The 23,432-nt window shown below is 71.6% G+C and carries 21 protein-coding genes, 2 tRNA genes and 1 pseudogene; 5 read left to right on the top strand and 19 right to left on the bottom strand.

The window, feature by feature from the left end; all coding sequences use genetic code 11:
• Positions 1-82 precede the first annotated feature (82 nt).
• From K5S26_RS10800 to K5S26_RS10875, 16 genes are all read right to left on the bottom strand, one after another.
• Entirely contained in the window at positions 83-511 is a 429-nt protein-coding gene (locus K5S26_RS10800; RefSeq protein ID WP_221857980.1) for a rhodanese-like domain-containing protein, read from the bottom strand.
• Between the two features lie 153 nt (positions 512-664).
• A tRNA-Thr gene (locus K5S26_RS10805) sits at positions 665-736 on the bottom strand.
• 140 nt (positions 737-876) lie between these two features.
• Complete coding sequence (locus K5S26_RS10810) at positions 877-1,734, bottom strand: fumarylacetoacetate hydrolase family protein (protein WP_221857981.1); 858 nt, start codon at positions 1,732-1,734, stop codon at positions 877-879.
• 23 nt (positions 1,735-1,757) lie between these two features.
• Positions 1,758-2,930 (bottom strand): L-rhamnonate dehydratase, encoded by a 1,173-nt coding sequence (rhmD, locus tag K5S26_RS10815; protein WP_221857982.1) that lies wholly within the window; start codon positions 2,928-2,930, stop codon positions 1,758-1,760.
• A gap of 47 nt (positions 2,931-2,977) precedes the next feature.
• The gene (locus tag K5S26_RS10820) at positions 2,978-4,003 is read right to left on the bottom strand and encodes a zinc-dependent alcohol dehydrogenase (protein WP_221857983.1); all 1,026 of its coding nucleotides are present in this window, start codon (positions 4,001-4,003) and stop codon (positions 2,978-2,980) included.
• Between the two features lie 43 nt (positions 4,004-4,046).
• Positions 4,047-5,381, bottom strand: a complete 1,335-nt coding sequence (locus K5S26_RS10825; RefSeq protein ID WP_221857984.1) for an MFS transporter — start codon at positions 5,379-5,381, stop codon at positions 4,047-4,049.
• Positions 5,382-5,509: 128 nt separating this feature from the next.
• A complete protein-coding gene (locus K5S26_RS10830; protein ID WP_308122908.1) occupies positions 5,510-6,253 on the bottom strand; it encodes an IclR family transcriptional regulator in 744 nt (247 codons plus the stop codon).
• Between the two features lie 41 nt (positions 6,254-6,294).
• Entirely contained in the window at positions 6,295-7,839 is a 1,545-nt protein-coding gene (locus tag K5S26_RS10835; RefSeq protein ID WP_221857986.1) for an alpha/beta hydrolase, read from the bottom strand.
• Positions 7,836-9,011, bottom strand: coding sequence for a DNA polymerase III subunit delta' (locus tag K5S26_RS10840; RefSeq protein WP_221857987.1), 1,176 nt, complete (start codon positions 9,009-9,011; stop codon positions 7,836-7,838). The genes K5S26_RS10835 and K5S26_RS10840 overlap by 4 nt, the downstream gene beginning before the upstream one ends.
• A 217-nt stretch (positions 9,012-9,228) precedes the next feature.
• A complete protein-coding gene (tmk, locus tag K5S26_RS10845) occupies positions 9,229-9,849 on the bottom strand; it encodes a dTMP kinase (protein WP_221858019.1) in 621 nt (206 codons plus the stop codon).
• A gap of 11 nt (positions 9,850-9,860) precedes the next feature.
• Positions 9,861-12,683 carry a type I DNA topoisomerase gene (gene topA / locus K5S26_RS10850; RefSeq protein WP_221857988.1) on the bottom strand — a complete coding sequence of 941 codons (2,823 nt, stop codon included), beginning with the start codon at positions 12,681-12,683 and terminating at the stop codon, positions 9,861-9,863.
• Positions 12,684-12,764: 81 nt separating this feature from the next.
• Positions 12,765-13,082: an Rv3654c family TadE-like protein gene (locus K5S26_RS10855; RefSeq protein ID WP_221857989.1), complete on the bottom strand. Its 318-nt coding sequence runs from the start codon at positions 13,080-13,082 to the stop codon at positions 12,765-12,767.
• Positions 13,083-13,087: 5 nt separating this feature from the next.
• Positions 13,088-13,483, bottom strand: coding sequence for a TadE family type IV pilus minor pilin (locus K5S26_RS10860; protein WP_308122909.1), 396 nt, complete (start codon positions 13,481-13,483; stop codon positions 13,088-13,090).
• Positions 13,480-13,704 carry a DUF4244 domain-containing protein gene (locus K5S26_RS10865; RefSeq protein ID WP_221857990.1) on the bottom strand — a complete coding sequence of 75 codons (225 nt, stop codon included), beginning with the start codon at positions 13,702-13,704 and terminating at the stop codon, positions 13,480-13,482. The genes K5S26_RS10860 and K5S26_RS10865 overlap by 4 nt, the downstream gene beginning before the upstream one ends.
• A gap of 60 nt (positions 13,705-13,764) precedes the next feature.
• On the bottom strand, positions 13,765-14,670 hold the full coding sequence (locus K5S26_RS10870) for a type II secretion system F family protein (protein ID WP_221857991.1): 906 nt from the start codon (positions 14,668-14,670) through the stop codon (positions 13,765-13,767).
• Positions 14,667-15,740: a TadA family conjugal transfer-associated ATPase gene (locus K5S26_RS10875; RefSeq protein ID WP_221857992.1), complete on the bottom strand. Its 1,074-nt coding sequence runs from the start codon at positions 15,738-15,740 to the stop codon at positions 14,667-14,669. The genes K5S26_RS10870 and K5S26_RS10875 overlap by 4 nt, the downstream gene beginning before the upstream one ends.
• 269 nt (positions 15,741-16,009) lie before the next feature.
• On the opposite strand from K5S26_RS10875, the gene acs reads away from it, so the two are divergent.
• The gene (gene acs / locus K5S26_RS10880; RefSeq protein WP_221857993.1) at positions 16,010-18,001 is read left to right on the top strand and encodes an acetate--CoA ligase; all 1,992 of its coding nucleotides are present in this window, start codon (positions 16,010-16,012) and stop codon (positions 17,999-18,001) included.
• A 113-nt stretch (positions 18,002-18,114) separates the two neighbouring features.
• On the opposite strand, the gene K5S26_RS10885 is transcribed toward acs, so the two are convergent.
• Both K5S26_RS10885 and sp36 read right to left on the bottom strand, forming a co-directional pair.
• Entirely contained in the window at positions 18,115-18,591 is a 477-nt protein-coding gene (locus K5S26_RS10885) for a RidA family protein (RefSeq protein WP_221857994.1), read from the bottom strand.
• On the bottom strand, positions 18,588-18,809 hold the full coding sequence (gene sp36 / locus K5S26_RS10890; protein ID WP_221857995.1) for a Sp36 family protein: 222 nt from the start codon (positions 18,807-18,809) through the stop codon (positions 18,588-18,590). Before sp36 ends, K5S26_RS10885 begins: the two co-directional genes overlap by 4 nt.
• Positions 18,810-18,938: 129 nt before the next feature.
• On the opposite strand from sp36, the gene K5S26_RS10895 reads away from it, so the two are divergent.
• From K5S26_RS10895 to K5S26_RS10905, 3 genes are all read left to right on the top strand, one after another.
• Positions 18,939-21,548, top strand: coding sequence for a transglycosylase domain-containing protein (locus tag K5S26_RS10895; RefSeq protein ID WP_221857996.1), 2,610 nt, complete (start codon positions 18,939-18,941; stop codon positions 21,546-21,548).
• Positions 21,548-22,468, top strand: a complete 921-nt coding sequence (locus K5S26_RS10900; RefSeq protein ID WP_221857997.1) for a metallophosphoesterase — start codon at positions 21,548-21,550, stop codon at positions 22,466-22,468. Before K5S26_RS10895 ends, K5S26_RS10900 begins: the two co-directional genes overlap by 1 nt.
• A gap of 91 nt (positions 22,469-22,559) precedes the next feature.
• Positions 22,560-22,985 (top strand): hypothetical protein, encoded by a 426-nt coding sequence (locus tag K5S26_RS10905; protein WP_221857998.1) that lies wholly within the window; start codon positions 22,560-22,562, stop codon positions 22,983-22,985.
• A 72-nt stretch (positions 22,986-23,057) separates the two neighbouring features.
• Here the strand turns inward: K5S26_RS10905 and K5S26_RS10910 are convergent.
• A tRNA-Pro gene (locus K5S26_RS10910) sits at positions 23,058-23,131 on the bottom strand.
• 127 nt (positions 23,132-23,258) lie between these two features.
• On the opposite strand from K5S26_RS10910, the pseudogene K5S26_RS18730 reads away from it, so the two are divergent.
• Positions 23,259-23,432, top strand: a pseudogene (locus tag K5S26_RS18730) (HAD family hydrolase); the annotation flags it as partial.

Consider the following 23,432-nt stretch of genomic DNA (forward strand, 5'->3'; position numbering starts at 1 on the left):
CGGAGACGGAGGCAGGGGCGACGGTCACCCGATCAGTCTCGCAGGTGCGGGCGCCCGCCGAGCGGCGCGCCGGCCGAGGTCCTCAGGCGAGCGGCGCCGTGAGCGGATCGACCGGCCGCCGGGTGCGCCCGTCCGCCGTCTGCACGGCCAGCCCCTCCCGGGCCCAGTACTCGAACCCGCCGATCATCTCCCGGACGGGCAGGCCGGCGCGGCTGAGCGCGAGCGCCGCGCGGGTGGCCCCGTTGCACGCCGGCCCCCAGCAGTACACGACGAGGTTCGGCAGACCCGCGAGCTCGCCGTGGCGCTGAGCGATCTCGGCCGAGGGGAGGTGGATGGCGCCCGGCACGTGCCCCTGGTCGAACGACGCCCGGCTGCGCACGTCCACCACCGTGGTCGGCTCGCCCGCGGCACGCGCGGCCGCCACGTCCGACGGGTCGGTCTCGTGGCTCAGCTTTCGGGCGAACCAGGCCACGGCATCGGAGGTGTCGGGGGCAAGGACGTTCTCGGTCATGCCTCCATCCCGCCACAGCGACGAGAGAAATCCACGCCGTCGGAGGGATTCGGCGGGATTCCTCCGATTCCCTGCCGATCCCCTTCGCCGGGGTCGCTCCGGGCCTCGCCGAGGGCGAAGAAAAAGGCCCCGGAGTGGAGTCCGGGGCCTTCGAGCCACCTGTCAGATTTGAACTGACGACCTGCTCATTACGAGTGAGCTGCTCTACCCCTGAGCTAAGGTGGCGTTCCCGCGCCGCTCACGCGGCACGATGAACCATCATACCCGATGGCCGGGCGTGGTCCGAACCGCGGCGGCCTCCGAAGAGGCCATCGCGGCTCGCGACGGGTCGGGTCCCTCCGCCCCCTCGACGAAGGGCCTCGACGTCAGTGCGGAGCGGGGACGAGACGCTGACGCTGCTCGTCGAGCCCGTCGATCCCGATATCCATCACGTCGCCCGCGCGCAGATACGGGAAGCGGCCCGACAGCGCGACCCCCTGCGGCGTGCCGGTGTTGACGAGGTCGCCGGGCTCGAGCACGAGGTACTGCGACAGGTGCCGCACGATCTCCGCCACCGAGAACACCATGTCGGCGGTGTTCGAGTCCTGCCGGGGCTCGCCGTTGACCCGCGACCAGAGCCGCAGCCGCTGCGGGTCCCCGACCTCGTCGGCCGTCACGAGCGTCGGGCCGAGGGGGTTGAACGTCTCCGCGTTCTTGCCCTTCGACCACTGTCCGCCGCTGTGCTCGATCTGCCATTCGCGCTCGGACACGTCGTTGCTGACCACGTAGCCCGCCACCGCGGCGAGCGCCTCCTCGGGCGTGGACAGGTAGCGCGCACGCGTGCCGATCACGACACCGAGCTCGACCTCCCAGTCCACGCGCTCCGCGCCGGGCGGGATCCTCACGTCGTCGAACGGCCCGACGACCGTGTTCGGGTGCTTGAAGAACAGGATCGGCACCGCCGGCGGCGTGTCCCCCGACTCGGCGGCGTGGGCGGCGTAGTTCTGCCCGATGCAGAGCACCGCCTGCGGGCGCGCGATCGGCGCCCCGACCCGCAGCTCCGCCGCACCGTCCAGCACGGGCAGCGCGCCCTCGGACAGCGCTCGCGCCACCCGTCCGGGGCCGCCGTCCGACAGGAACGCCCCGTCGATGTCGGTCGTGACGCCGCGCAGGTCGTAGTACGCGCCGTCGTGGACGAGCACGGGGATCTCGGCGCCGGCGGCGCCCCTTCTCTGGAATCGCATGTCTCTCCTCGCGGGGTGGCGTGTCAGTGGTCGAACGGGCGCACGCGCTCGACCTCGGGGTTCAGCTCGACGCCGAACCCGGGCGTCTCGGGAACGCGCAGACGCCCGTTCACGGGGACGGGCTCGTTCAGCAGCAGCGGCGAGAACATCGGCACGACCTCCTCGGCGGTCTCGTGCATCATCAGGAACTCGGCGAACGGGCTGTTCGTGCGCGTCACCACGAAGTGGTACGAGTACACCGACGAGCCGTGCGGCACGACCATCGTCCCGTGCGCGTCGGCGAGTGCCGAGATCTTCAGGAGCTCGGTGATCCCGCCGCACCAGCCGACGTCGGGCTGGATGATGTCGACGCCCGTCTCGAGCAGCTGGCGGAAGCCCCACCGGGTGGCCTCGTGCTCGCCCGTGGTCATCAGCACTCCGGCGGGAAGCTGCCGCTTCAGCTGCGCGTAGCCCCAGTAGTCGTCGGGGATGAGCGCCTCCTCGATCCACTTCAGGCCGTGCTCGGCCGCCCGATGGGCCAGACGCGTGGCGTACTCGACGTCGAGCGACATCCAGCAGTCGTACATCAGCCAGAAGTCGTCGCCGACCTGCTCGCGCATGTCCGCGAGCAGGGCGATGTTGGCGTTCAGTCCCTCCTCGCCCTCCGCGGGGCCATGGTGCAACGGCAGCTTGCCACCGATGAACCCCAGCTTCTGTGCGATGTCGGGGCGCGCGCCCGTCGCATAGAACTGCAGCTCGTCGCGCACCGGTCCGCCCAGGAGCGCGTAGACGGGCTCCTCGCGCAGGCGTCCGAGCAGGTCGTACAGCGCGAGGTCCACGCCGCTGATCGTGTTGAGCACGACGCCGCGGCGGCCGTAGTAGAGGGTCGAGCGGTACATCTGATCCCAGATCCGCTCGATGTCGGTGACCGGGCGTCCCTCGAGGAAGCGCGCCAGGTGCTTCTCGACGATCCACGCGCCGATCTCGCCGGCGGTCGTCACCGCGAAGCCGACGGTGCCGTCGCTCGCCTCGATCTCGATCACCAGCGTGCCGAGCACGTTGATCCCGAAGCTCTGCCGCGACTGCCGGTACTCGGGGTAGACCGACATCGGGGTGGCGATGTGGTCATCGATCCAGTGGTAGCCGGACTGGTCGTGGTAGTCGGCGCCCTTGCCGCGCACGGTGTAGGCCCTGACCTGTCGGATGGTGTGCTGCATGTCTGTCTGCCTTCTGTGGTCGGGATGCGGTGGAGCCGGCGGGGGCGTCAGGCGTCCAGCCGCACGATGATCTTGCCCGCGACGGCGCCGCCCCGCGCGAGCCTCTCGAACGCGTCGGGCGCGTCGGCGAGCGGGACCTGCTCGGTGATGAGCGCGTCCACGGAGTCGCCCGCCCGGGCGATCCACTCGGCCGCGTCGCGGAAGTCGGCCGCGCTGTAGGTGAAGCTGCCGACGACGGTGCGCTCCTCCGTGCTGACGAGGAACGCGTCGAGCACGAGGCGCGGTGCGCCCATGCCCACGAGGCACACCGTGCCGCCGATCGCCGTGGCACGCAGCGCGGCCGCGATCGTGGGCTCGATGCCGACCGCGTCGATGGCCACGTCGAACTGCCCCCCGGCGAGCCGCTGAGCCTCTTCGACCGCGCCGGCGGCGGACGCGTCGACGGTGTCGGCGCCGAGGCGGGCGACGAGCTCGCGCCGGGCCCGGTCGACCTCGCTCACGACGATCGCGCCCGCGCCCGCCATGCGCAGCGCGAGCACGGCCGACTGGCCGATCGGGCCGCCGCCGACGACGAGCACACGATGCCCGCGCTGCACCCCGGCGCGGCGGACGGCGTGAACCGCCACCGCGAGGGGCTCGATGAGCGCGCCGCGCTCGATCGGCAGGTCACGCGAGAGCGGCACGACGTTGCGGGCCGGCACGACCACGAGCTCGGCGAACGACGACACCCACGACGGATCGACGCCGACGACGCGCTTGCGCGGGCTCATCTGCTCGCGCCCGGCGAACTCCGTCACGTCGTCGTCGGGCACGACCACGGGGTTGAACGTCACCGGGTCCCCCACCGCGACCTCGGCGACACCGGCACCGACGGCGGAGACGACGCCCGAGCTCTCATGCCCCATCACCTGACCGGGGTGACGGCGGCCGTTCTCCCCGGTGTAACCGTGGACGTCGGACCCGCAGATCCCGGTCGCGGCGATCCGGATCTGGACCTCGCCGGGCCCCGGCTCGGTGGCGGTGAGCTCGGCGACCTCGAGGTGGCCGATCCGGTCGAGAACGAGTGCGCGCATGCGCGACTCTCCTTTCTGTGGCGTGGGTCTGAAGGACGCCGGGTCAGGCGGCGTCGGTGCGCTCGGCGATCGCGGCGGCGCCGCGGGCGACGCGCTTGACCAGCAGGATCAGGACCGCCCCGGCCAGCGCGATGCCGCCGAGCACGATCATCCCGGCGCCGGACCCGACACCCTCGTCGACGGCGTTCTTCAGCACCGGCGCCACGAAGCCGCCGAGGCTGCCGAGGGAGTTGATCAGGGCGATGCCGGACGCGGCCGCCGCACCGGTGAGGAACGACGTCGGCAGCGTCCAGAAGATCGGCTGCACCGAGATGAAGCCGGCGGCCCCGATCGACAGCCCGACGAGCGCGAGCACGGGGCTGTCGAACAGCACCGAGGCGCCCATGCCGATGCCCGCGGCCGCCAGAGCGGCAGTCGCGATCTCCCGGCGACGTCCGGTGCGGTCAGCGAGGCGCGTCAGCAAGAACGTCGCCACCAGTGCAGCGACCCACGGGATCGCCGTGATGAGGCCGACGCCGAGGCCGACGTCCTCTCCGACCAGCGCGCTCACCTGGGTCGGCAGGTAGAAGCTCACGCCGTAGACGCTCATCTGGATCGTGAAGTACGCAAGCCCGAAGAACAGCACGACGGGGTTGGCGAGCGCTCGCAGCGCACCCCGCGGCGAGTGGTCCGCCTTGTCCCGATCCTCGTCCTCGAGCGCCGCCAGCAGCGTCTGCCGCTCGGTCTCGGAGAGCCACTTCGCGTCGGCCGGGCCGTTGTCGAGGAAGGCGATGACGACGAAGCCCACGAGCACGGTGAGCACGCCCGTGACGAGGAACATCAGCTGCCAGCCGTGCAGCCCGCCGAGCCCGTCGAGGTCGAGCAGGATGCCCGACAGCGGGCCGCCGAAGATGAAGGCGAGGGGCGCGCCGAAGTAGAAGTAGCCGTTCACGCGCGCCCGATGCTGCACGGGGATCCAGTAGGTCAGATAGAGGATCACGCCCGGGAAGAAGCCGGCCTCGGTGATGCCCAGCAGCACGCGCAGGAGGTAGAAGACGGCCTCGTTGGTGGCGAACATCATCAGCGCCGACACGATGCCCCAGCTGATCATGATCCGGGCGAGCCAGATCTTCGCTCCCACGCGACGCATGATGAGGTTGCTGGGGACCTCGAAGACGGCGTACCCGAGGAAGAAGATGCCGGCACCGAGCGCGTAGGCGGCGTCGGAGATGCCGGTGTCGGCCTGGAAGGCCGCCTTCGCGAAGCCGAGGTTCGAGCGGTCGAGGAACGCGAGCACGTACATCAGCAGCAGCACCGGCAGCAGCCGGCCGGTGACGCGGCGGACGATCCGAGCGAGCGTCGGAGCCTGCAGGGCTGGGGCGGCGGACGGCTGTGTCATGACGATCTCCATTGATGGTCGCAAAAGTTCACAAGTGTGAACCTAGGTTCATATGGCTGAAGTCGGAGCAGTATGGCATGCCCGCGGGCGACCGTCAAACGACCGCCCCGGCGACCGTCTCGGCGGGGCTAGAGCCCCATCGCGGCGCGGATCTCCTCGGCCGCATGTGCCAACGGCGCGTACAGCGAACGCGGCCAGCCGTCGGGGGTTCGCTGCGTAGGCAGCGTGACGCTGAGAGCCGCAGCGATGCCCGTCTCCCCCTCCGCCGTCAGCGGCACGGCGACGCAGCGGCACCCCTCGACGAACTCCTCGTCGTCGACCGCGTACCCCACGTCGGCGGTGCGCGTCACGATCCGCATCAGCTCGTCCGGATCGGTGACGGTCCGCGCGGTGAGCCGCGGCAGCACCACCGCCGACAGGCGCCGCCGAGCCTCACCCGGGTCCAGGGTGCTGAGCAGCGCCTTCCCGATGCCCGTGGCGTGCGCGTGCAGCCGCATGCCCACCGTCGACGCCATGCGCATGGGGTTCGGCGACAGGCTGATGGCGATGTAGACGTTCTCCACGCCGTCCAGGCGGGCCAGCTGGACCGTCTCCCCCGTGCTGCGCGCGAGCGCGTCCATGATGGGCTTCGCCGTCTCCGCGAGCCCGCGGTGACCGTCGTACCTCTGCCCGAGCTGCCACACCTTGAGCCCCAGGGTGAAGCGCCGCGTCTCGGACTCCTGCACCAGCCAGCCCTCGCCCTCGAGCGTGCGCAGCAGGCCGTGCGCGCTCGACTTCGGCAGGCCGAGCCTCGCGACGATGTCGTTGAAGCTCAGCGCACCGGCCTCGGCGACGCATTCGACGATCTCGAGCGCGCGGGCGGCGGACTTCACCGACTGCGGCTCGGCACCGCCGCCCCCGTCGCCCGAGGCTGTCACTGGCAGGTCAGCCCGTCCTGCGGCACGGTGCCATCGAGGAAGAACGTGTCGACGGCGTCGTCGATGCAGGAGCTGGCGCCGTTGTAGGCGGTGTGCCCCTCGCCCTCGTACGTCATCAGCACGCCGCTGGAGAGCTGCTCCGCCAGCGAGACCGCCCACTCGTACGGCGTCGCCGGGTCACCCGTCGTGCCGATCACGACGATCGGCGCCGCGCCCTCCGCCGCGATCGGCTCGCGCACGCCGGTCGGCTCGTACGGCCAGACCTCGCACACGCCGGGGCCGTCCCAGTACGGCGCGATCGTCGGCGCCTCCTGCTGCACCAGCTCGTCGGACGCGTCGATCTGCTCCTGCGTCTCGTCCGCCGGGTAGTCCATGCAGTTGTACGCCTGGAACGCCTCGGTCGAGTTGTCCTGGTACTGCCCGTCCTGCCGACCGTTGTAGAAGTCGGCGAGCAGGAACGCCGTGGCGGAGTCGCCCTGCAGCGCCTCGGTGAGCGCGGCCGTCAGGTACGGCCAGTTCTCCTCGGCGTACAGCGCCGCGATGATGGCCGTCATCAGGCTGTCGGCGCCCAGGCTGCGTCCGTCCGGGGAGGACAGCGGCGAGCGGTCGACCGACGCCAGCAGCGCGGAGAGATCGCCCATCGCCTGGTCCACCGAGCCGTCGAACGGGCATCCGTCGGTCTCGAGGCACGACTCCATGTAGGTGCGCAGCGCCTGTTCGAAGCCGACCGCCTGGGTCGTGCCGACGTCGGTCCCCGACACCGACGGGTCGATCGCGCCGTCGAGCACGAGACGGCCGACGCGCTCCGGGAACAGCTTCGCGTAGGTCGCGCCGAGGAAGGTGCCGTACGAGTAGCCGAGATAGGTCAGCTTCTCGTCGCCCAGCACGCCGCGCAGCAGGTCCATGTCACGGGCCGACTGGTCCGTGGTGATGAACTCGAGGATGCCGGCGCTGTTCGCCTCGCACGCGTCCGCGAACTCCGTGTTGCGCGCGGTCAGCTCATCCTCCCACTCGGGGGTGCCGCGCTCGTGCTCGGGGATCACGTAGAGGTAGTCGTCCATCTGGGCCGCGTCGAGGCACGACACCGCGGTCGACCGGCCCACGCCACGGGGGTCGAAGCCGACGATGTCGTAGCGCTCCTGCAGCGCCTCGCTGACGGCGAAGTCGACCGACTGCGCGACGAAGTCGTAGCCGCTGCCTCCCGGCCCGCCGGGGTTCAGCAGCAGCGAGCCGAGCGGGTCGCCCTCCGTGGCCCGCTGCCGCACGACGGCGAGCTCGATCTCGCCGGCGTCCGGCTCGGCCCAGTCGAGCGGAGCGACGATGGTCGTGCAGTCGAACGACGCGCCGCATTCCGACCATTCCACGTCCTGGTCGTAGAAGACCCGGAGCTCGGCGGCGATCGCAGGATCGGGGGTGCGGGATGCGTCCGGCCGCTGCGGCGACCCCTCGGGGATCTGCGCGTAGAGGCAGCCGGACAGCGCCAGGGCGCCGACGACGAGGACGGCGACGGCGCTGCCGAGCCGGCGGATGGTACGGGTCACGCCTTCTTCTCTCTGCCGGGGGCTCTTCCGCTCACGACGGTCACGAGCAGCGATTCGAGCGCGAGCGTGGGCTGCACGTTCTGCTCGAGCGCCTCGCGCGTCTCGGCGATGTGATCGAGCACGAGCAGCGTGCGATCTGCCGACCAGCGTGCCGCGAGCTCGTGGAGGTCCTCGAGCAGCTCGATGTTGATGATGTCCGTCTCGCGCCGGAACTGCAGCATGACGAGGTCCCGGAACAGCGACTGGAGGTCGGTGAGCACGCGGTCCAGGCCGTCGCGGAGGCTGCGCGTCGCACGGCGCTTCTGATCGTCCTCGAGCGCGCTCAGCTGGCTGCGCACCGCGGGCGGGATGCGGGCCCCGTCGGCGATGCCGACCGTGCGCAGCAGGGACGAGCGCTCGGCCTCGTCACGCTCGGCGGTGAGCGCCTTGGCGTCGTCGGTGGCGGCCTGCACGATCTGCCCGGCGACCTCGACGACGTCGCCGATGCCGCGGACGCGCAGCACTCCTCGCAGCGTCTCGTCGCGACGCGTGCGCGACGCCTCGTCGGTGGCGAGGCGCTGCGCCATGCCGATGTGCCGCTGGGCGTGCCGTGCCGACTGCTCGGCGACGTCCGGCTCGGCGCCGGTGCGCGCCGTGATGAGGCGCGCCACCTCGTCGACGCCGGGCTCGCGCAGCCGCAGCACGCGCACGCGGGAGCGGATCGTGGGCAGCAGATCGGCGTCGCTCGGGGCGCACAGGATCCAGACCGTGCGCTCAGGCGGCTCCTCGAGCGCCTTCAGGAGCACGTTCGCGGTGCGCTCGGGCATCCGGTCGGCGTCCTCCATCACCATCACGCGGTGTCGGCCCGCGGACGGGGCGAGGTAGGACCGCGCGGCCATCTTGCGCGCGTCCTCGATCCGGATGATGCTTCCCTCGGTGCGCAGCAGCGTGAGGTCGGAGTGCGTGCGCGCGAGCACCTGGCGCATGGTGTGCTCATCGCCCGGGTCGTTCGCGATGAGCGCCGCGGCGAACGCCAGCGCCAGCGGTGCCCGCCCGGATCCGGGCGGGCCCGTGATGAGGTAGCCGTGCGCGAGCGCCGCCGGATCGGCGGCCGCAGCGCTCAGGGCCTCGACCGCCGCGTCCTGGCCCCACACCTCGCCCCACGGCAGGGAGGGGGCGGCCACGGAGGTCATGCGCTCCAGCCTAGCCGCGGGGTGAGACAGTTCGCCGAGGTCGGCTGGGGCGAACGCCGGCGCCGACGCGTCACGGCGACGGGGCGCGGCATCGATCGCCTGCACGACGCGGGAACGGGTGCGACCGGGGAAGCGGATGACGGTGGGCCCTCGTGGTTCCGCCGCACGGGTCCTGCGTTGTGCGCCGCGGGCAGGGCTTGGTCCCTCGTCGCGACCGTCAGAGCAGCGGCTGGAGGCGGCGGCGGATGTCTGCCGCCAGCTCGTCGATCGGCCGGGTCGCGTCGAGCACGAGGAAGCGGCCGGGCTCGGCGGCGGCGAGAGCGAGGAACGCCTCGCGGACGCGTGCATGGAAGTCCGCCTTCTCGGATTCGAGACGGTCGAACGGCTTGTCGTCGGCGTCGAGCCGGGCGCGAGCCGCGCCGGGATCGAGGTCGAGCAGCACCGTGACGTCGGGCAGGGCTCCCCCCGTGGCCCAGAGCGACAGGTCGCGCACCTCGCCCGCGTCGAGCACACGGCCGGCCCCCTGATAGGCGACCGACGAGTCGAGGTAACGGTCCTGGATCACGACCTCGCCACGATCGAGCGCCGGGCGCACCAGCGTCTCGACGTGATGGGCTCGGTCGGCCGCGTACAGCAGCGCCTCCGCGCGGGGCGCGATGTCACCGCGGTGGTGCAGGACGATGTCCCGGACGAGCACGCCGACCTCGGTGCCGCCCGGCTCGCGGGTGCGGACGACCGTCCGCCCGGTGCCCTCGATCCATTCCTGCAGCAGGGCCGCCTGCGTCGTCTTGCCCGAGCCGTCGCCGCCTTCGAACGTCACCCACAGACCGGCCGCCACGGCGGATCCGGTCACTGCTCTCCCGCCGCCTTCGCGGCCTTGTTCGCGGCGCGCGTCGCGGCGGCCTTCTTGGCGGCCTCCGAACGCGAGGACGAGGTGGCCTTCGTCGCGGGCGTCTTCTTCGCGGGCGTCTTCTTCGCCGCGGGCTTCTTGGCCGCCGCGCCGCCTCGACCGCGCTTCGGGGCCGGCCCCTTGGCGCGCTTCTCGGCGAGCATCTCGACCGCCCGCTCGAACGTGATCTCGTCGGGCGTGGTGCCGCGCGGGATCGTGACGTTGGTGTCGCCGTCCGTCACATACGGGCCGAAGCGGCCGTCGCGGACGCGGATCGGCTTGCCGCTGACGGGATCGGCCTCGAACTCCTTCAGCGCGCTGGAGGCGCGACGGGCGCCGTACTTCGGCTGCGCGTACAGCGCGAGCGCCTGCTCGAGCGTGACGTCGAAGATCTGGCTCTCGCTCTCAAGCGATCGCGAGTCGGCGCCCTTCTTGAGGTACGGGCCGAAGCGGCCGTTCTGCGCGGTGATCGGCTCGCCGGACTCGGGGTCGGCGCCGACCGTACGGGGCAGCGAGAGGAGCTGCAGCGCCGTGTCGAGGTCGACGGTCTCGGGCGACATCGACTTGAACAGCGACGCGGTGCGGGGCTTGGGCGCCGCGGCCTTCTTCGTCGTGCGCTTCTTCGGCGTCTCCTCGACCACCTCGCCGGTCGCCGTGTCGGCGGCGTCGGCGTCCACGGCGTCCTGCTCCTGCACGTACGGCCCGAAGCGCCCGTCCTTGACGACCACCAGCTTGCCGTTCTCGGGGTTCTCGCCCAGCACCCGGTCGCCGGCGACCGGAGCGTCGATGAGCTCCTGCACCTTCTCGGCGGTCAGCTCGTCGGGGGCGAGGTCCTCGGGCACGTTCACGATGCGCGACTTCGCCTCCGGATCCGCCGCGTCGGCCACGTCGATGTAGGGGCCGTACTTGCCGAAGCGCAGCGTGGCGGTGTCGGTGAGCGGAGTCGCGTTGAGCGCGCGCGCATCGATCTCGCCGAGGTTGTCGACGATGCCGCGGAGGCCCGGGTGCTCCCCCGAGCCGAAGTAGAACGCCCGCAGCCACTCGACACGCTTCTGCTCGCCGCGCGCGATCGCGTCGAGCTCGTCCTCCAGCTCGGCGGTGAAGTCGTAGTCGACCAGCTCGGCGAAGTGCTGCTCGAGCAGCCGCACCACGCTGAACGCCAGCCACGACGGCACGAGCGCCTGTCCGCGCTTGGTCGCGTAACCGCGGTCGAGGACGACGCCGATGATGCTCGCGAAGGTCGAGGGCCGTCCGATGCCCTTCTCCTCGAGCGCCTTGACGAGGCTCGCCTCGGTGTAGCGCGGCGGCGGCGTGGTCGAGTGGCCCTTGGCCGTCGCCTCGGACAGAGCGACGCGGTCGCCCTCGGCGACCTGCGGCAGCGACTGGTTCTCGGCCTCGTCGGCGTCGCGGCGGCGCTCGTCGCGCCCCTCCTCGTAGGCCTCGAGGAAGCCCTTGAACGTGTAGACCGTGCCGGACGCCGTGAACTCCGCCGTCTTGCCGTCCACCTCGGCGGCGAGCGTGACCGTGGTCGTCTCGAACTCCGCGTCCGACATCTGGCTGGCGACGGTGCGCTTCCAGATCAGCTCGTACATGCGCTGCTCGTCCCGACCGAGGTCGCCGGCCACCTGCTTCGGGGTGCGGAACTGCTCGCCCGACGGGCGGATCGCCTCGTGCGCCTCCTGCGCGTTCTTGCTCTTCGAGGCGTACACGCGCGGCTTGAGCGGCACCGACCGCTCGCCGTACAGGCTCACCGCCTGCTCACGAGCCGCCTTGACGGCCTGCGCGCTCAGGTTGGTCGAGTCGGTGCGCATGTAGGTGATGTATCCGCGCTCGTACAGGCTCTGCGCGACCGACATCGCGTTCTTCGCCGACAGGCCGAGCTTGCGGCCGGCCTCCTGCTGCAGCGTCGAGGTCGTGAACGGCGCGTAGGGGCGGCGCTTGCCCGGCTTCGCCTCGACCTTCGTGACCTCTCCCCCACCGGCGGCGTCGATCGCGGCGGCGAGGTCGCTCGCGGCCTTCTCGTCGAGCACGACGACGGCGCGCTTGAGCTGGCCGCGGTCGTCGAAGTCGCGGCCCACGGCGAGCGAGGCGCCGTCCAGGCGCACGAGACGGACGGAGAAGCCCTCCGCGTCACGCGCGGCGGTGGCCTGGATGCCCCAGTAGTCGGCCGACACGAACGCAATGCGCTCGCGCTCCCGGTCGACGATCAGGCGGGTCGCCGCCGACTGCACGCGCCCGGCGCTGAGCGCCTGGCCACCGGCTCCCGAACCGACCTTGCGCCACAGCACCGGAGAGACGTCCCAGCCGTACAGGCGGTCGAGGATGCGTCGCGTCTCCTGCGCGTCGACGAGCGCGAGGTCGAGGTCGCGCGTGCGCTCGACGGCGGCACGGATCGCGTCCTTCGTGATCTCGTGGAACACCATGCGCTTGACGGGCACCTTGGGCTTGAGCGTCTCGAGCAGGTGCCACGCGATGGCCTCGCCCTCGCGGTCCTCATCAGTGGCGAGCAGCACCTCGGAGGCGTTCTTCAGCGCTCGCTTCAGCTCGGAGACCGTCTTGGTCTTCCGATCGCTGACGACGTAATAGGGGTCGAAGCCGTTGTCGATGTCGATGGAGTACTTGCCGTACGCGGCGCGGTCCTTCTCGGGGATGTCGCGCTTGTCGGCGAGGTCACGGATGTGACCCACCGAGCTCAGCACCTCGTACTCGTCGCCGAGGTAGCCCTGGATCGACCTCATCTTCGTCGGAGACTCGACGATGACGAGCTTCTTGCCTGATGACAACGGGTGTCCTTTCTTCGATCCACACAATACATACCGCGGACTGTGCGTCGGCTCGCGGGCTCGCCCGTCCCGACGGGACCCTCAGGGAGGAGGTCCGGCGCGGGCCGTGGCGCGCACGGGCAAGCCGACGAAGGTCGACGCGACGCTCACCGTCGCGATCAGGCCGTCGAGCGAGCATCCGGCGAGCGTCGCGCGCTGCGCGGCGGCGACCTCGCTCGCACGAGCGCACGGGTCGCCCGCGATGGCGCCGCTGACGGTGTCCGCCGCGGCGAGCGCGGCGGCGTCGGCGACACCGGCGACGCGCTGGCTCTCGACCGCGGCGGCGCCGGATGCGGCGAGGCCGAGCACCAGCACCGCGGCCACGGAGCCGATGCCGGCGGCGAGGGCTGACCCGGCCATCGCCGTTACAGCCCGCCGCCGAGGGCGCAGCTGGTCGCGCGGATCGGCACGGGGATGCCCGCCACGCGTGGCTCGGCCGTCGCGGTGACGCAGACGAGGTCGCCCCTCCAGGACGTCGCGGAGGCGGCACCGCCGACCGCCTGCGCGACCACCTCCGCGGCCCGCCCCTCGGGCTCGCCGCGCGCCACGATCCGCGCGGCGTCGGCCGCGACGTCCTGCAACCGCACCTGGGTCGCGGCCGCCAGCAGCCCACCGATGCCGAGGACGATGACGACCGCGACGGCCGGCAACGCGACCGCGAGCTCCGCCGCCACCGAGCCGCCCTCGTCCGCGAGGACGGGCGAGCGGCTGCGGCGGACGGCGGAGGGCGCGTCGCGGGCTCGTGCCGCGCGTCGGCTCACGAGACCGTGAGCGCGCGGCGCACCAGATCGGTGAGGATCTCGCGCACCTCGCCCGAGCGCATGATCACGACCAGGACGCCGGCGAACGCCACGGCGGCCATCGTCACGATGGCGTATTCCGCCGTCGAGGCGCCGGTGTCGTCCGCGACGAGATCGGCGAGCCCGTGCCGGGTGCGGGGCTCCGCGAAGCCGTTGCGCTGTTCGTCGTTTCGAGGGTTCATGACTCCTTCTTTCTTTTGGGCCTTCGTCGGGACGTGTCGGCCCCGTCCTGGGGCGGTGACTCACCCGGGCATTCCCGGGAGAGGGGTGGCGGCGAGCACGCCGAGCAGCATGGGCGCGACGCCGAGGCAGAGGAACGCCGGCAGGGTGCAGGCGCCGAGCGGGAGCAGCAGGCGCGATCCGAGCTTCGCGGCCCTCAACCTGCCTTCGGTGCGCGAGGCGTGGCGCTCGTGCGCGGCGGCGGCGCGCAGCAGCTCGACACCGGGGACGCCCGCCTCGCGCGACAGCGCCAGCACCGACGCGGTCTCGCCGCCGCCTGCCCTCGGCCCGCCGGGCGCCTGCGCGACGAGATGCTCCGCACGCTCGATCGAGGCGCCGCCGCTCAGGGCGATCGCGGTCAGCTCGGCGTGCATCCCCGGCATCCCCGGCAGCGGCTGCGCCGCCCTCACGAGGCGCCGCGTCCACCCGCGGGCGACCAGCAAAAGGGCCGCACCGGCGACGAGACACGCGATGCCGACGGGCTGTGCGAACAGGACGCCGAGCACGTCGAAGCCCAGGGCGCCTCCGAGCAGCAGCCCGGCGAGCGGCAGCCAGGTCATGAGGCGGGCTGTCCCGGCGGGCTCGGCCAACGCGATGCGAACGTCGTCGCGTGCCTCCTGCGCGTCGCGGAGCGCGGCGGCGACCGACCGCAGGCAGTCGGCGAGAGGGGCGCCGACCGTGGCCGCGACCTCCCAGGCCGCGGCGATGTCGAGCCAGGCGTCGTCTGCGTCGCCCTCCGCTTCGATGGCCTCCGGCAGCGGCACGCCCGCGGCCGCGCGGTCGGCGATCCGCCCGGCGACCGCGTCCCCGGCGCTCGCGAGGTGCCGCCAGGCGGCGTGCGGGGTCGCGCCCGCCTGCAGCAGCACGGCGAGACGGAGCACCGTCGCCTCCACGGCCCCCGCCGGCCGGGACGTCCTCGCCTTCTTCATGAGCCGTCCCCGCCCGACAGGATGCGAGGGCTCTCCCACGGCCTGACCTCCTCGATCGCCAGCCGACCCGCGTCCTCGGTGAACCGCCCCACGCGCGCGAGCCCGCGCTCGCCGTCCGGACGCCGCTCGAGATGCAGCACGAAGCCGATCGCGCTGCAGACCTGGCGGGCGACGGCGTGGTCGTCCATGCCGGCCAGCGCCCCGAGCGCCTCGAGACGGGCGGGCACCTCGGCCAGGCCGCTCGCGTGCAACGTGCCGGCCCCGCCGTCGTGGCCGGTGTTCAACGCGGTGAGCAGCTCCCGCACCTCTTCGCCGCGGCACTCCCCCACGACGATCCGGTCGGGGCGCATCCGCAGCGATTCCCGCACGAGGCGCGCCAGGTCGACGCCGCCGGCGCCCTCGAGGTTGGGCTGGCGTGCCTCGAGCGACACGTGGTGCGGATGGGCGATGCGCAGCTCGGCCACGTCCTCGATCGTGACGATGCGCTCGTGCGCCGGTGCGTGCGCGAGGAGAGCCCCGAGCAGCGTGGTCTTGCCCGTGCCCGCCGCTCCCGTCACGAGCACGTTCTGCCTCTCGCGCACGATCCGCACGAGCCACCGCCGCGCCTCCTCGCCGAACGCGCCGCCACGGCACAGCGCGTCGAGGTCGGCGCCGCGCATCCGCGGGATGCGGATCGACAGGGCCGTGCCGGTCGTCGCGATCGGCGGCAGCACGGCGTGCACCCGCACGCCGTCCTGCAGGCGCACGTCGACACACGGCGCCGCGTCGTCGATGTGGCGCCCGCCGCGCGCGATCAGAGCGGTGGCGAGCTCGCGCACCTCGCGCTCCGAGGCGCGCCAGGAGGGATCGGCACGAGGGCCGTCGCCGCGATCGGCGAACAGCCCGTCCGCTCCGTTGACGAACACGTCGGTGACCTGAGGGTCGTCGATGTACGGGGCCAGCGCGTGCCAGGCCGATGCCGACGCAGAGGCGGGCGTCGCGGCTCCGGTCGCGTCCTCGTCCCTGCCGGGCTCCGTACGCCCGGAAGAGACGCGGGATGCGCGGGGCTGCACGACGAACGGCTCTGGCATGCTCCGACGCTAGGAAGCGCACGCACCGCCGGAGGCGGCGCGGCGGTACCGGCGGCACAACCAGCTCCTGCCGCCCGGCTGTGGACGAGCGTCACCGACTTTCGGCGGTATTGCCTGTCGGACGGCGGGCGTACATTCGCGATGCGGGCGGTCATCGTCCGCACGGGCGCAGACGCCCGGTCGCCGCGGAGCCGCGGCACGTCGAACCGAACGCGGTCCTGGTCGCATGACCGGGCCCGCAGGCCAAGTCGCAAAGGAGCGCGAGCCACATGAGCGCTGAGAACACCAGCATCGATCATCTCCTCGACGAGACCCGCCGTTTCCCGCCGACGGCCGACTTCGCCGCCGCCGCCGTGGCCGGGCCCGACCTGTACGAGCGGGCCGACGCCGACCGCGAGGGATTCTGGGCGGAGCAGTCCCGCGAGCTGCTGCACTGGCACACCCCCTTCACGCAGGTGCTCGACTGGGCGAACCCGCCGTTCGCGAAGTGGTTCGCCGACGGCGAGCTGAACGTCGCGTACAACTGCCTCGACCACCATGTGGAGGCGGGGAACGGCGACCGCGTCGCGCTCCTGTGGGAGGGCGAGCCGGGAGACGAGAGGCGCATCACCTACGCCGAGCTGACCGACGAGGTCCGGCGCCTGGCCAACGTGCTCGCCGACCTCGGCATCGGCCAGGGCGACCGCGTCGCGATCTACCTGCCGATGATCCCCGAGGCCGTCGCCTCGATGCTGGCCGTGGCCCGCGTGGGCGCGATCCACTCGGTCATCTTCGGCGGCTTCAGCGCCGACAGCCTGCGCTCGCGCATCGACGACGCCGGCGCCAAGCTCGTGATCACCGCCGACGGAGGCTGGCGCAAGGGCAAGGTCTCGCCCCTCAAGCCCGCGGTCGACCAGGCCCTCGCCGACCGCAACGGTCTCGGCGAGCAGGAGACGGTCGAGCACGTGCTGGTCGTCCGCCGCGGCGAGAACGAGATCGACTGGGTGGCGGATCGCGACGTCTGGTACCACGAGGTCGTGCCGCAGGCGTCGGCCGAGCACGAGGCGCAGCCGTTCGAGGCCGAGAACCCCCTGTTCATCCTCTACACCTCGGGCACCACCGGGAAGCCCAAGGGCATCCTGCACACCTCGGGCGGGTACCTCACCCAGGCGGCGTTCACGCATCGCAACGTGTTCGACCTGCATCCCGAGAGCGACGTCTACTGGTGCACCGCCGACATCGGCTGGATCACCGGGCACACGTATGTCGTGTACGGCCCGCTCGCGAACGGCGCCACCCAGGTGCTGTACGAGGGCACCCCGGAGCACCCGGAGCCGGGCCGCTGGTGGGACGTGATCGAGAAGTTCGGCGTGACGATCTTCTACACCGCGCCCACCGCGATCCGCGGCTTCATGAAGCAGGGACGACAGATCCCCCAGGCACGCGACCTGTCTTCGCTGCGGGTGCTGGGCTCGGTGGGCGAGCCGATCAACCCCGAGGCGTGGATCTGGTACCGCGAGATCATCGGCGCCGGCAAGACGCCGATCGTCGACACGTGGTGGCAGACCGAGACCGGCGCGATCATGGTGTCCGCCCTGCCCGGCGTGACCGAGACGAAGCCGGGGTCGGCGCAGGTGCCGGTGCCCGGCATCTCCCTCGACGTCGTCGGCGAGGACGGGCGGCACGTCGGCAACGGCAACGGGGGGCTGCTCGTGGTCACCGAGCCGTGGCCGAGCATGCTGCGCGGCATCTGGGGCGATCCCGAGCGCTTCAAGGAGACGTACTGGGACAAGTTCTCGGAGCAGGGCTACTACTTCGCGGGCGACGGCGCACGTCTCGACGAGGACGGCGACATCTGGCTGCTCGGCCGCGTGGACGACGTCATGAACGTCTCGGGTCACCGGCTGTCGACCGCCGAGATCGAGTCGTCGCTCGTGGCCCATGAGGCCACGGCGGAGGCGGCGGTCGTCGGGGCGGCCGACGAGACGACCGGCCAGGCGGTGGTCGCCTACTGCGTGCTGAAGGAGTCCTACCTCAAGTCGCACGAGGACATCGAGAACCTGGCGCAGGACCTCCGCGGCTGGGTCGCGGACCAGATCGGCGCGATCGCCCGCCCCCGAGAGATCTACATCGTCACCGAGCTGCCGAAGACGCGCTCCGGCAAGATCATGCGCCGCCTGCTGCGGGACGTCGCCGAGGGCAGGGAGGTCGGCGACACCACGACCCTGGCGGACACGATGGTCATGTCCACGATCCAGTCCAAGGTCACCGGCCGCAGGTAGGCCCGCCGGTCAGTCCGCGAGAATCCGTTCCCGCGCCGACAATGCGTGCAACACCCGCATTCTCGGCGCGGAGACGGATTCTCGCGGTTCGGGCAGCGAAAGCCGCCGCGGGGTCACGCGAGGGTGAACGCCACCTCGACCTCGACGGGGGCGTCGAGCGGCAGCACCGCGACGCCGACGGCCGAGCGGGAGTGACGACCGGCCTCGCCGAAGATCTCGCCGAGCACCTCGCTGGCGCCGTTGATGACGGCGGGCTGGCCGGTGAACTCCGGCGCGGAGGCGACGAAGCCCGTGACCTTCAGCACGCCGGTGAGCCGGTCGACCCCGCCGGCGGCAGCCGCCGCGGCGGCGAGCGCGTTCAGGGCGCAGGTCCGTGCGTACGCCGCGGCGTCCTCAGCCGAGACCTCGGCGCCCACCTTGCCGGTCGCGGGGAGCGCACCGGCCGACATCGGCAGCTGGCCGGAGGTCTGCACGACGTCGCCGTGCACCTTGGCGGGGATGTACGCCGCGACCGGGGGCACGACCGACGGCAGCTCGATGCCGAGTTCGCGCAGTCGGTCGGAGACGGCGGTCGCCTGCGGCGCGCTCACTGGCCCTCTCCCTCGAACTGGCGTGCGGCCTGCGCCGCGGCGCCCAGCCCGGCGTTCTCGACGCCGCCGCCGACGGGTCGCTTCAGGTAGGCGACGAGGCCGCCCTCGGCGTTGGGGACGATCTGCACGAGCTCCCAGCCCTGCTTGCCCCAGTTGTTCAGGATCGCCGCGGTGTTGTGGATCAGCAGCGGCGTGGTCAGGTACTCCCACGTGGTCATGGAGCGGTCCTTCCGGGTGTGGCCGGCGGGTCACGATCCGGCGCCGGACCGCCGGGTCGACGGGGGGTGGGCCGTAGCGACGCGCCCGGGATCCGGAAATCGCTCAGACTGACGGCTTACGATCACCCTATGCCTCATGCGAAAAGGACGGCCAGCGGTGTGCTCGGCGGCGTGCTCGGCCTGGTCGGCCTGAGCGCCGCCGCGGGTGTGCTCGTCACCGCGGCAGTGACCCCCGCGATCGCGGTTTCGGGCTACGCGGCGTCGAGCGCGATCTCGCTGTTCGACAACCTCCCGAGCAACCTGGAGGTCGACCAGCCCATGCTGCCGTCGACCATCTACGTCGACGACCCCAACAGCGACGAGCCGTACGCGCTCGCCACCTTCTACGACCAGAACCGCGACCCGGTCGAGTACGACGAGGTCTCGTCGCTGGTGTACGACGCGCTGCTGTCCAGCGAGGACCCGCGCTACTACGAGCACGGCGGCATCGACCTGCTCGGCACGACGACGGCGCTCGTGAACAACCTGCGCAGCGGCAGCACGCGCGGTGGCTCGTCCATCAGCCAGCAGTACGTGAAGAACGTGCTGATCCAGGAGTGCGAGCAGGACTCCGAGGGTGCGACGGCCGAGGAGATCCAGGCGGCTCAGGCGGCGTGCTACCTCGAGGCGACCAACTCGGATGGCGCGGAGGGCATCGGCCGCAAGCTGCAGGAGATGCGCTTCGCGATCGCGATCGAGAAGAAGTACTCGAAGGAGCAGATCCTCCTCGGCTACCTCAACATCGCGAACTTCGGCGGCGTGACCTACGGCATCGAGGCCGCCGCACAGTACTACTTCGGCGTCTCGGCGAAGGACGTCTCGCTCACGCAGGCCGCGACCCTCGCCGGCATCGTGCAGAATCCGAACTACTACCGCATCGATGTCAAGGACGGGTCGTACACGCAGTCGGACGGCACCCGGATCAACGGTGAGGCCGACGGCTGGGCCGAGACGAAGGACCGTCGCAACTACGTGCTGACGCGCATGTACGAGGACGGGAAGATCACCGAGGCGGAATACAAGGAGGCCCACGCGTCACCCGTGGAGCCGGATATCAATCCGCGGGAGAAGGGCTGCAGCACGGCCGGTGGATCGGCGTACTTCTGCAAGTACGTGCAGGCGGTGATCGAGAACGACCCGGACCTCGGGCCGGAGCTCCTGCGTCGCGGCGGCCTGGAGATCTACACCACGCTCGACATGAGCGTGCAGCTGCCTGCGGAGCAGGCGATGACCGAGTACGCGCCAGCCTATGTCGACGGCATGGACTTCGGTGCCACCGGCATCACTCTCGAAGCCGACACCGGTCGCATCCTCGCGATGGTGCAGAACACGAAGTTCAACGAATCGGCGGAGGCCGGCCAGGGCGAGACATCGCTCGTCTATGCGGCGGACTATGAGTACGGCAGATCCAGCGGATTTGCCCTCGGGTCGACCTTCAAGGTCTTCACCCTGCTCGATTGGCTCGAACAGGGGCACTCGATCCGCGAGACGCTCAACGGCGTCAATAGAAACGCCTTCGAGGGGTTCAACTGCGACGGCAGCCCGATTCCGCAGGGAAGTCGGATTGCGAACTTCAACAACGTCTCGGGGTACACCGGAACCGTGCAGAGCTTCACGCGCGACTCGTTGAACTCGGGCTTCCTCGCGATGGGCGCGAAGCTGAATCTCTGCGACATCCTGCGCGTGGCCGACCGGCTTGATGTGCCGACCGGCTACGGCGAGAAGATCTCCGAGATGGCGAACTTCCAGAACCCGTTCGGCTTGCTCGGCTCCGCGAACATCGCGCCCCTCGCGATGGCGTCCGTCTACGCGACGATCGCGAACAACGGCTCGCAGTGCACGCCGACCGCGATCGAGCGGATCGTCGGCCCGGACGGCGAGGAGGAGCCGCTGCCGGAGAGCACCTGCGAGCAGAAGCTCTCTCCCGAGGTGGCGGCGACCGCGGCCAGCGCGCTGGCCAGTGTGATGAACGGCGGCGGCACGGGTGCGCTGGCCCGCAACAACGACGGCATCCCGGTGATCGGCAAGACCGGAACGAACGAGAAGGACCAGACGGCGCTCGTCGAGACCTCGACGAAGGCCACCACCTTCGTGTGGATCGGCAACGCCAGCTCGATCGACACCGACGGCGATGGACAGGGCGACTACAAGGCCGACCTGTTCCAGACCTGGGCGAACGGCCGCCTGATCAAGGACATCCGCTTCGGTCTCGCAAGAGACATTCAGGCGGCGGCGAACGCCGCCTATCCGGGCGGACAGTTCCCGCCCGCGGACCCGAACCTCTCGAGGCAGGTGCTCACCGACCTCCCGAGCGTGATCGGCCAGACGGTCGATCAGGCGACCTGGACCCTCCGCAACGCCGGGTTCAGCGTCGTGGTCGGGGATCCCGTCGCGGGCACCCAGGACGAGGGCCTGATCGAGGCGCAGGATCCGGGTGCGGGCCGCGTCGCGGGCGGCACGACCGTCACGATCTCGCCGAGCAACGGCGAGGGGACGACCGTGCCGGACGTGCAGGGGCAGTCGCTCAGGGACGCCCTGGACGCGGTGTCGGACGCGGGCCTCAACGCCGAGCGGGGCGAGTGCTCCGAGGACGGCAACTCGGGTGCCGGCCGCGCGACCGGGACGAGCCCGGGCGCCGACACGGTGCTGTCCCGCGGTGACACGGTCACCGTCGACTACGTGCGCAAGAGCTGCGACTAGTGGCGTCCGCCTCCCGCGGCGCGCTGGCCGCGCTGGGTGCCCTCGCGGCGGCCGGCGCGGCCAGCGCCGTCTGGGGCATCGGCATCGAGCGCCAGCTGTTCACCGTGCGCCGCCACGTGGTGCGCATGCTCGAGCCGGGCAGCACGCCCATCCGGATCCTGCACATCTCGGACGCCCACATGGCGCCGTGGCAGCATCGCAAGCAGCGGTGGATGGCGCGACTCGCGGCCCTGCGGCCCGACCTGGTCGTCAGCACGGGCGACGCTCTCGGCCATTCGGAGGGCCTCGCCGGCGTCCGCGCGGCCCTCTCGCCGCTGCGCGGCGTGCCGGGCGTCTACGTGCACGGGTCGAACGACCTGTGGGGCCCCGGCCCGCGCAACCCGTTCCGCTACTTCCGGGGGCCGTCCGAGCGCACGCCGAAGGCCGTGCGGCTCGACACCGAGGCGCTCGATGCGTTCCTGACCGACGACCTCGGCTGGAGCAGCGTCGACAACGGCGCGGCGACGCTGAGCGTGCGCGGCGGCGAGGTGCGGGTGTTCGGGGTGGGCGATGCCCATCACGGCCTCGACGACGTTCCGGCGTCGCTGGACGCGCTCGCCTCTCAGCCGGACGCTCCCCTGACGTTCGGCGTGATGCACGCCCCCTACCGCCGGGTGCTCGACGACTTCACGGACGCGGGCGCCGACTTCCTGTTCGCCGGTCATACGCACGGCGGCCAGGTGCGCGTGCCGTTCTACGGCGCGCTCGTGGCGAACTGCGACATCCCCCTGCGTCAGGCGCGCGGGCTGTCGACCTGGACCCACCGCGGACGGATCACGCCGCTCAACGTGAGCGCCGGCCTCGGCCACTCGATCTACGCCCCCGTACGGTTCGCATGCCGGCCGGAGGCCTCGCTGATCACGCTCGCGCCGCGCGCCTGAGGCCGCCCGGCACACACCCGCCCTCCTCGCCAGGCTCCTGTCGCAGCGGTGAGCGACCCCCTAGGGTGAGGCGCAGAAGAGAGGCGGGGTCATGAGCGACGGACTCAGCAAGGAAGAGCGCGACGCGGTCAAGCAGCGCGCGAAGGAGCTGCGCGAGCAGGAGAAGGCCGGCAAGAACCGCGCGGCGGGCGAGAAGTCGGTGCTCGAGGCGATCGCGAAGCTCGAGCCCGACGACCGGTCGCTCGCCGAGAGCTGGTACAAGGTCGTCTCGGAGACGGCGCCCGCGCTCGTGCCGAAGACCTATTACGGCATGCCCGGCTTCGCGAACGCCGAGGGCAAGATCGTGGTCTTCCTGCAGCCGGCCGCGAAGTTCAAGACGCGCTACTCGACGATCGGCTTCGAGGACCGCGCCGCTCTCGACGACGGCGAGATGTGGCCGACCGCCTTCGCGGTGCTCACGTGGACGCCGAAGGTCGCGAAGCGGGTCGCCGACCTGGTGCGCACTGCGACGGCCTGACACGCGGCCGCGTCGCACGGTCCACGAAACGCGAGAGAGGGACCCGCCTTCCGGCGAGTCCCTCTTCTTGTGTCGGGGTGACAGGATTTGAACCTGCGACCTCGTCGTCCCGAACGACGCGCGCTACCAAGCTGCGCCACACCCCGTTTTGCAACCCCGCAAGTCTACCTGATCCGGCGACCGCCTACGAACCACGACGGATCGGTCCGGCCCGCCGGCTCCCCCGCTCGGCACCGCCGCGGCCTCTCCGGCGCGACCGCCTAGGCTGAGGGGATGACCTCCGCGCCTCCCGCTGACGCATCGTTCGCCGCGCCCGCCCGGGTGGTGGCGTTCGACCTCGACGACACGCTGGCCCCGTCGAAGAGCCCGATCGATCCGCGGATCGGCGAGCTGTTGGTGCGGCTGGCGGAGCGGGTGGAGGTGGCGATCATCTCCGGTGGCCAGATC

This window comes from Microbacterium marinilacus (genome assembly GCF_019753765.1).
In the GTDB taxonomy this organism is placed as follows: domain Bacteria; phylum Actinomycetota; class Actinomycetes; order Actinomycetales; family Microbacteriaceae; genus Microbacterium; species Microbacterium marinilacus.

Excerpts from the sequence above, each read along its gene's own strand:
- K5S26_RS10800 (WP_221857980.1), bottom strand. The coding sequence starts at position 511 with ATGACCGAGAACGTCCTTGCCCCCGACACCTCCGATGCCGTGGCCTGG.
- K5S26_RS10810 (WP_221857981.1), bottom strand. The coding sequence starts at position 1,734 with ATGCGATTCCAGAGAAGGGGCGCCGCCGGCGCCGAGATCCCCGTGCTC.
- rhmD (WP_221857982.1), bottom strand. The coding sequence starts at position 2,930 with ATGCAGCACACCATCCGACAGGTCAGGGCCTACACCGTGCGCGGCAAG.
- K5S26_RS10820 (WP_221857983.1), bottom strand. The coding sequence starts at position 4,003 with ATGCGCGCACTCGTTCTCGACCGGATCGGCCACCTCGAGGTCGCCGAG.
- K5S26_RS10825 (WP_221857984.1), bottom strand. The coding sequence starts at position 5,381 with ATGACACAGCCGTCCGCCGCCCCAGCCCTGCAGGCTCCGACGCTCGCT.
- K5S26_RS10840 (WP_221857987.1), bottom strand. The coding sequence starts at position 9,011 with ATGACCTCCGTGGCCGCCCCCTCCCTGCCGTGGGGCGAGGTGTGGGGC.
- K5S26_RS10855 (WP_221857989.1), bottom strand. The coding sequence starts at position 13,082 with ATGGCCGGGTCAGCCCTCGCCGCCGGCATCGGCTCCGTGGCCGCGGTG.
- K5S26_RS10865 (WP_221857990.1), bottom strand. The coding sequence starts at position 13,704 with ATGAACCCTCGAAACGACGAACAGCGCAACGGCTTCGCGGAGCCCCGC.
- K5S26_RS10870 (WP_221857991.1), bottom strand. The coding sequence starts at position 14,670 with ATGAAGAAGGCGAGGACGTCCCGGCCGGCGGGGGCCGTGGAGGCGACG.
- K5S26_RS10875 (WP_221857992.1), bottom strand. The coding sequence starts at position 15,740 with ATGCCAGAGCCGTTCGTCGTGCAGCCCCGCGCATCCCGCGTCTCTTCC.
- acs (WP_221857993.1), top strand. The coding sequence starts at position 16,010 with ATGAGCGCTGAGAACACCAGCATCGATCATCTCCTCGACGAGACCCGC.
- sp36 (WP_221857995.1), bottom strand. The coding sequence starts at position 18,809 with ATGACCACGTGGGAGTACCTGACCACGCCGCTGCTGATCCACAACACC.
- K5S26_RS10895 (WP_221857996.1), top strand. The coding sequence starts at position 18,939 with ATGCCTCATGCGAAAAGGACGGCCAGCGGTGTGCTCGGCGGCGTGCTC.
- K5S26_RS10905 (WP_221857998.1), top strand. The coding sequence starts at position 22,560 with ATGAGCGACGGACTCAGCAAGGAAGAGCGCGACGCGGTCAAGCAGCGC.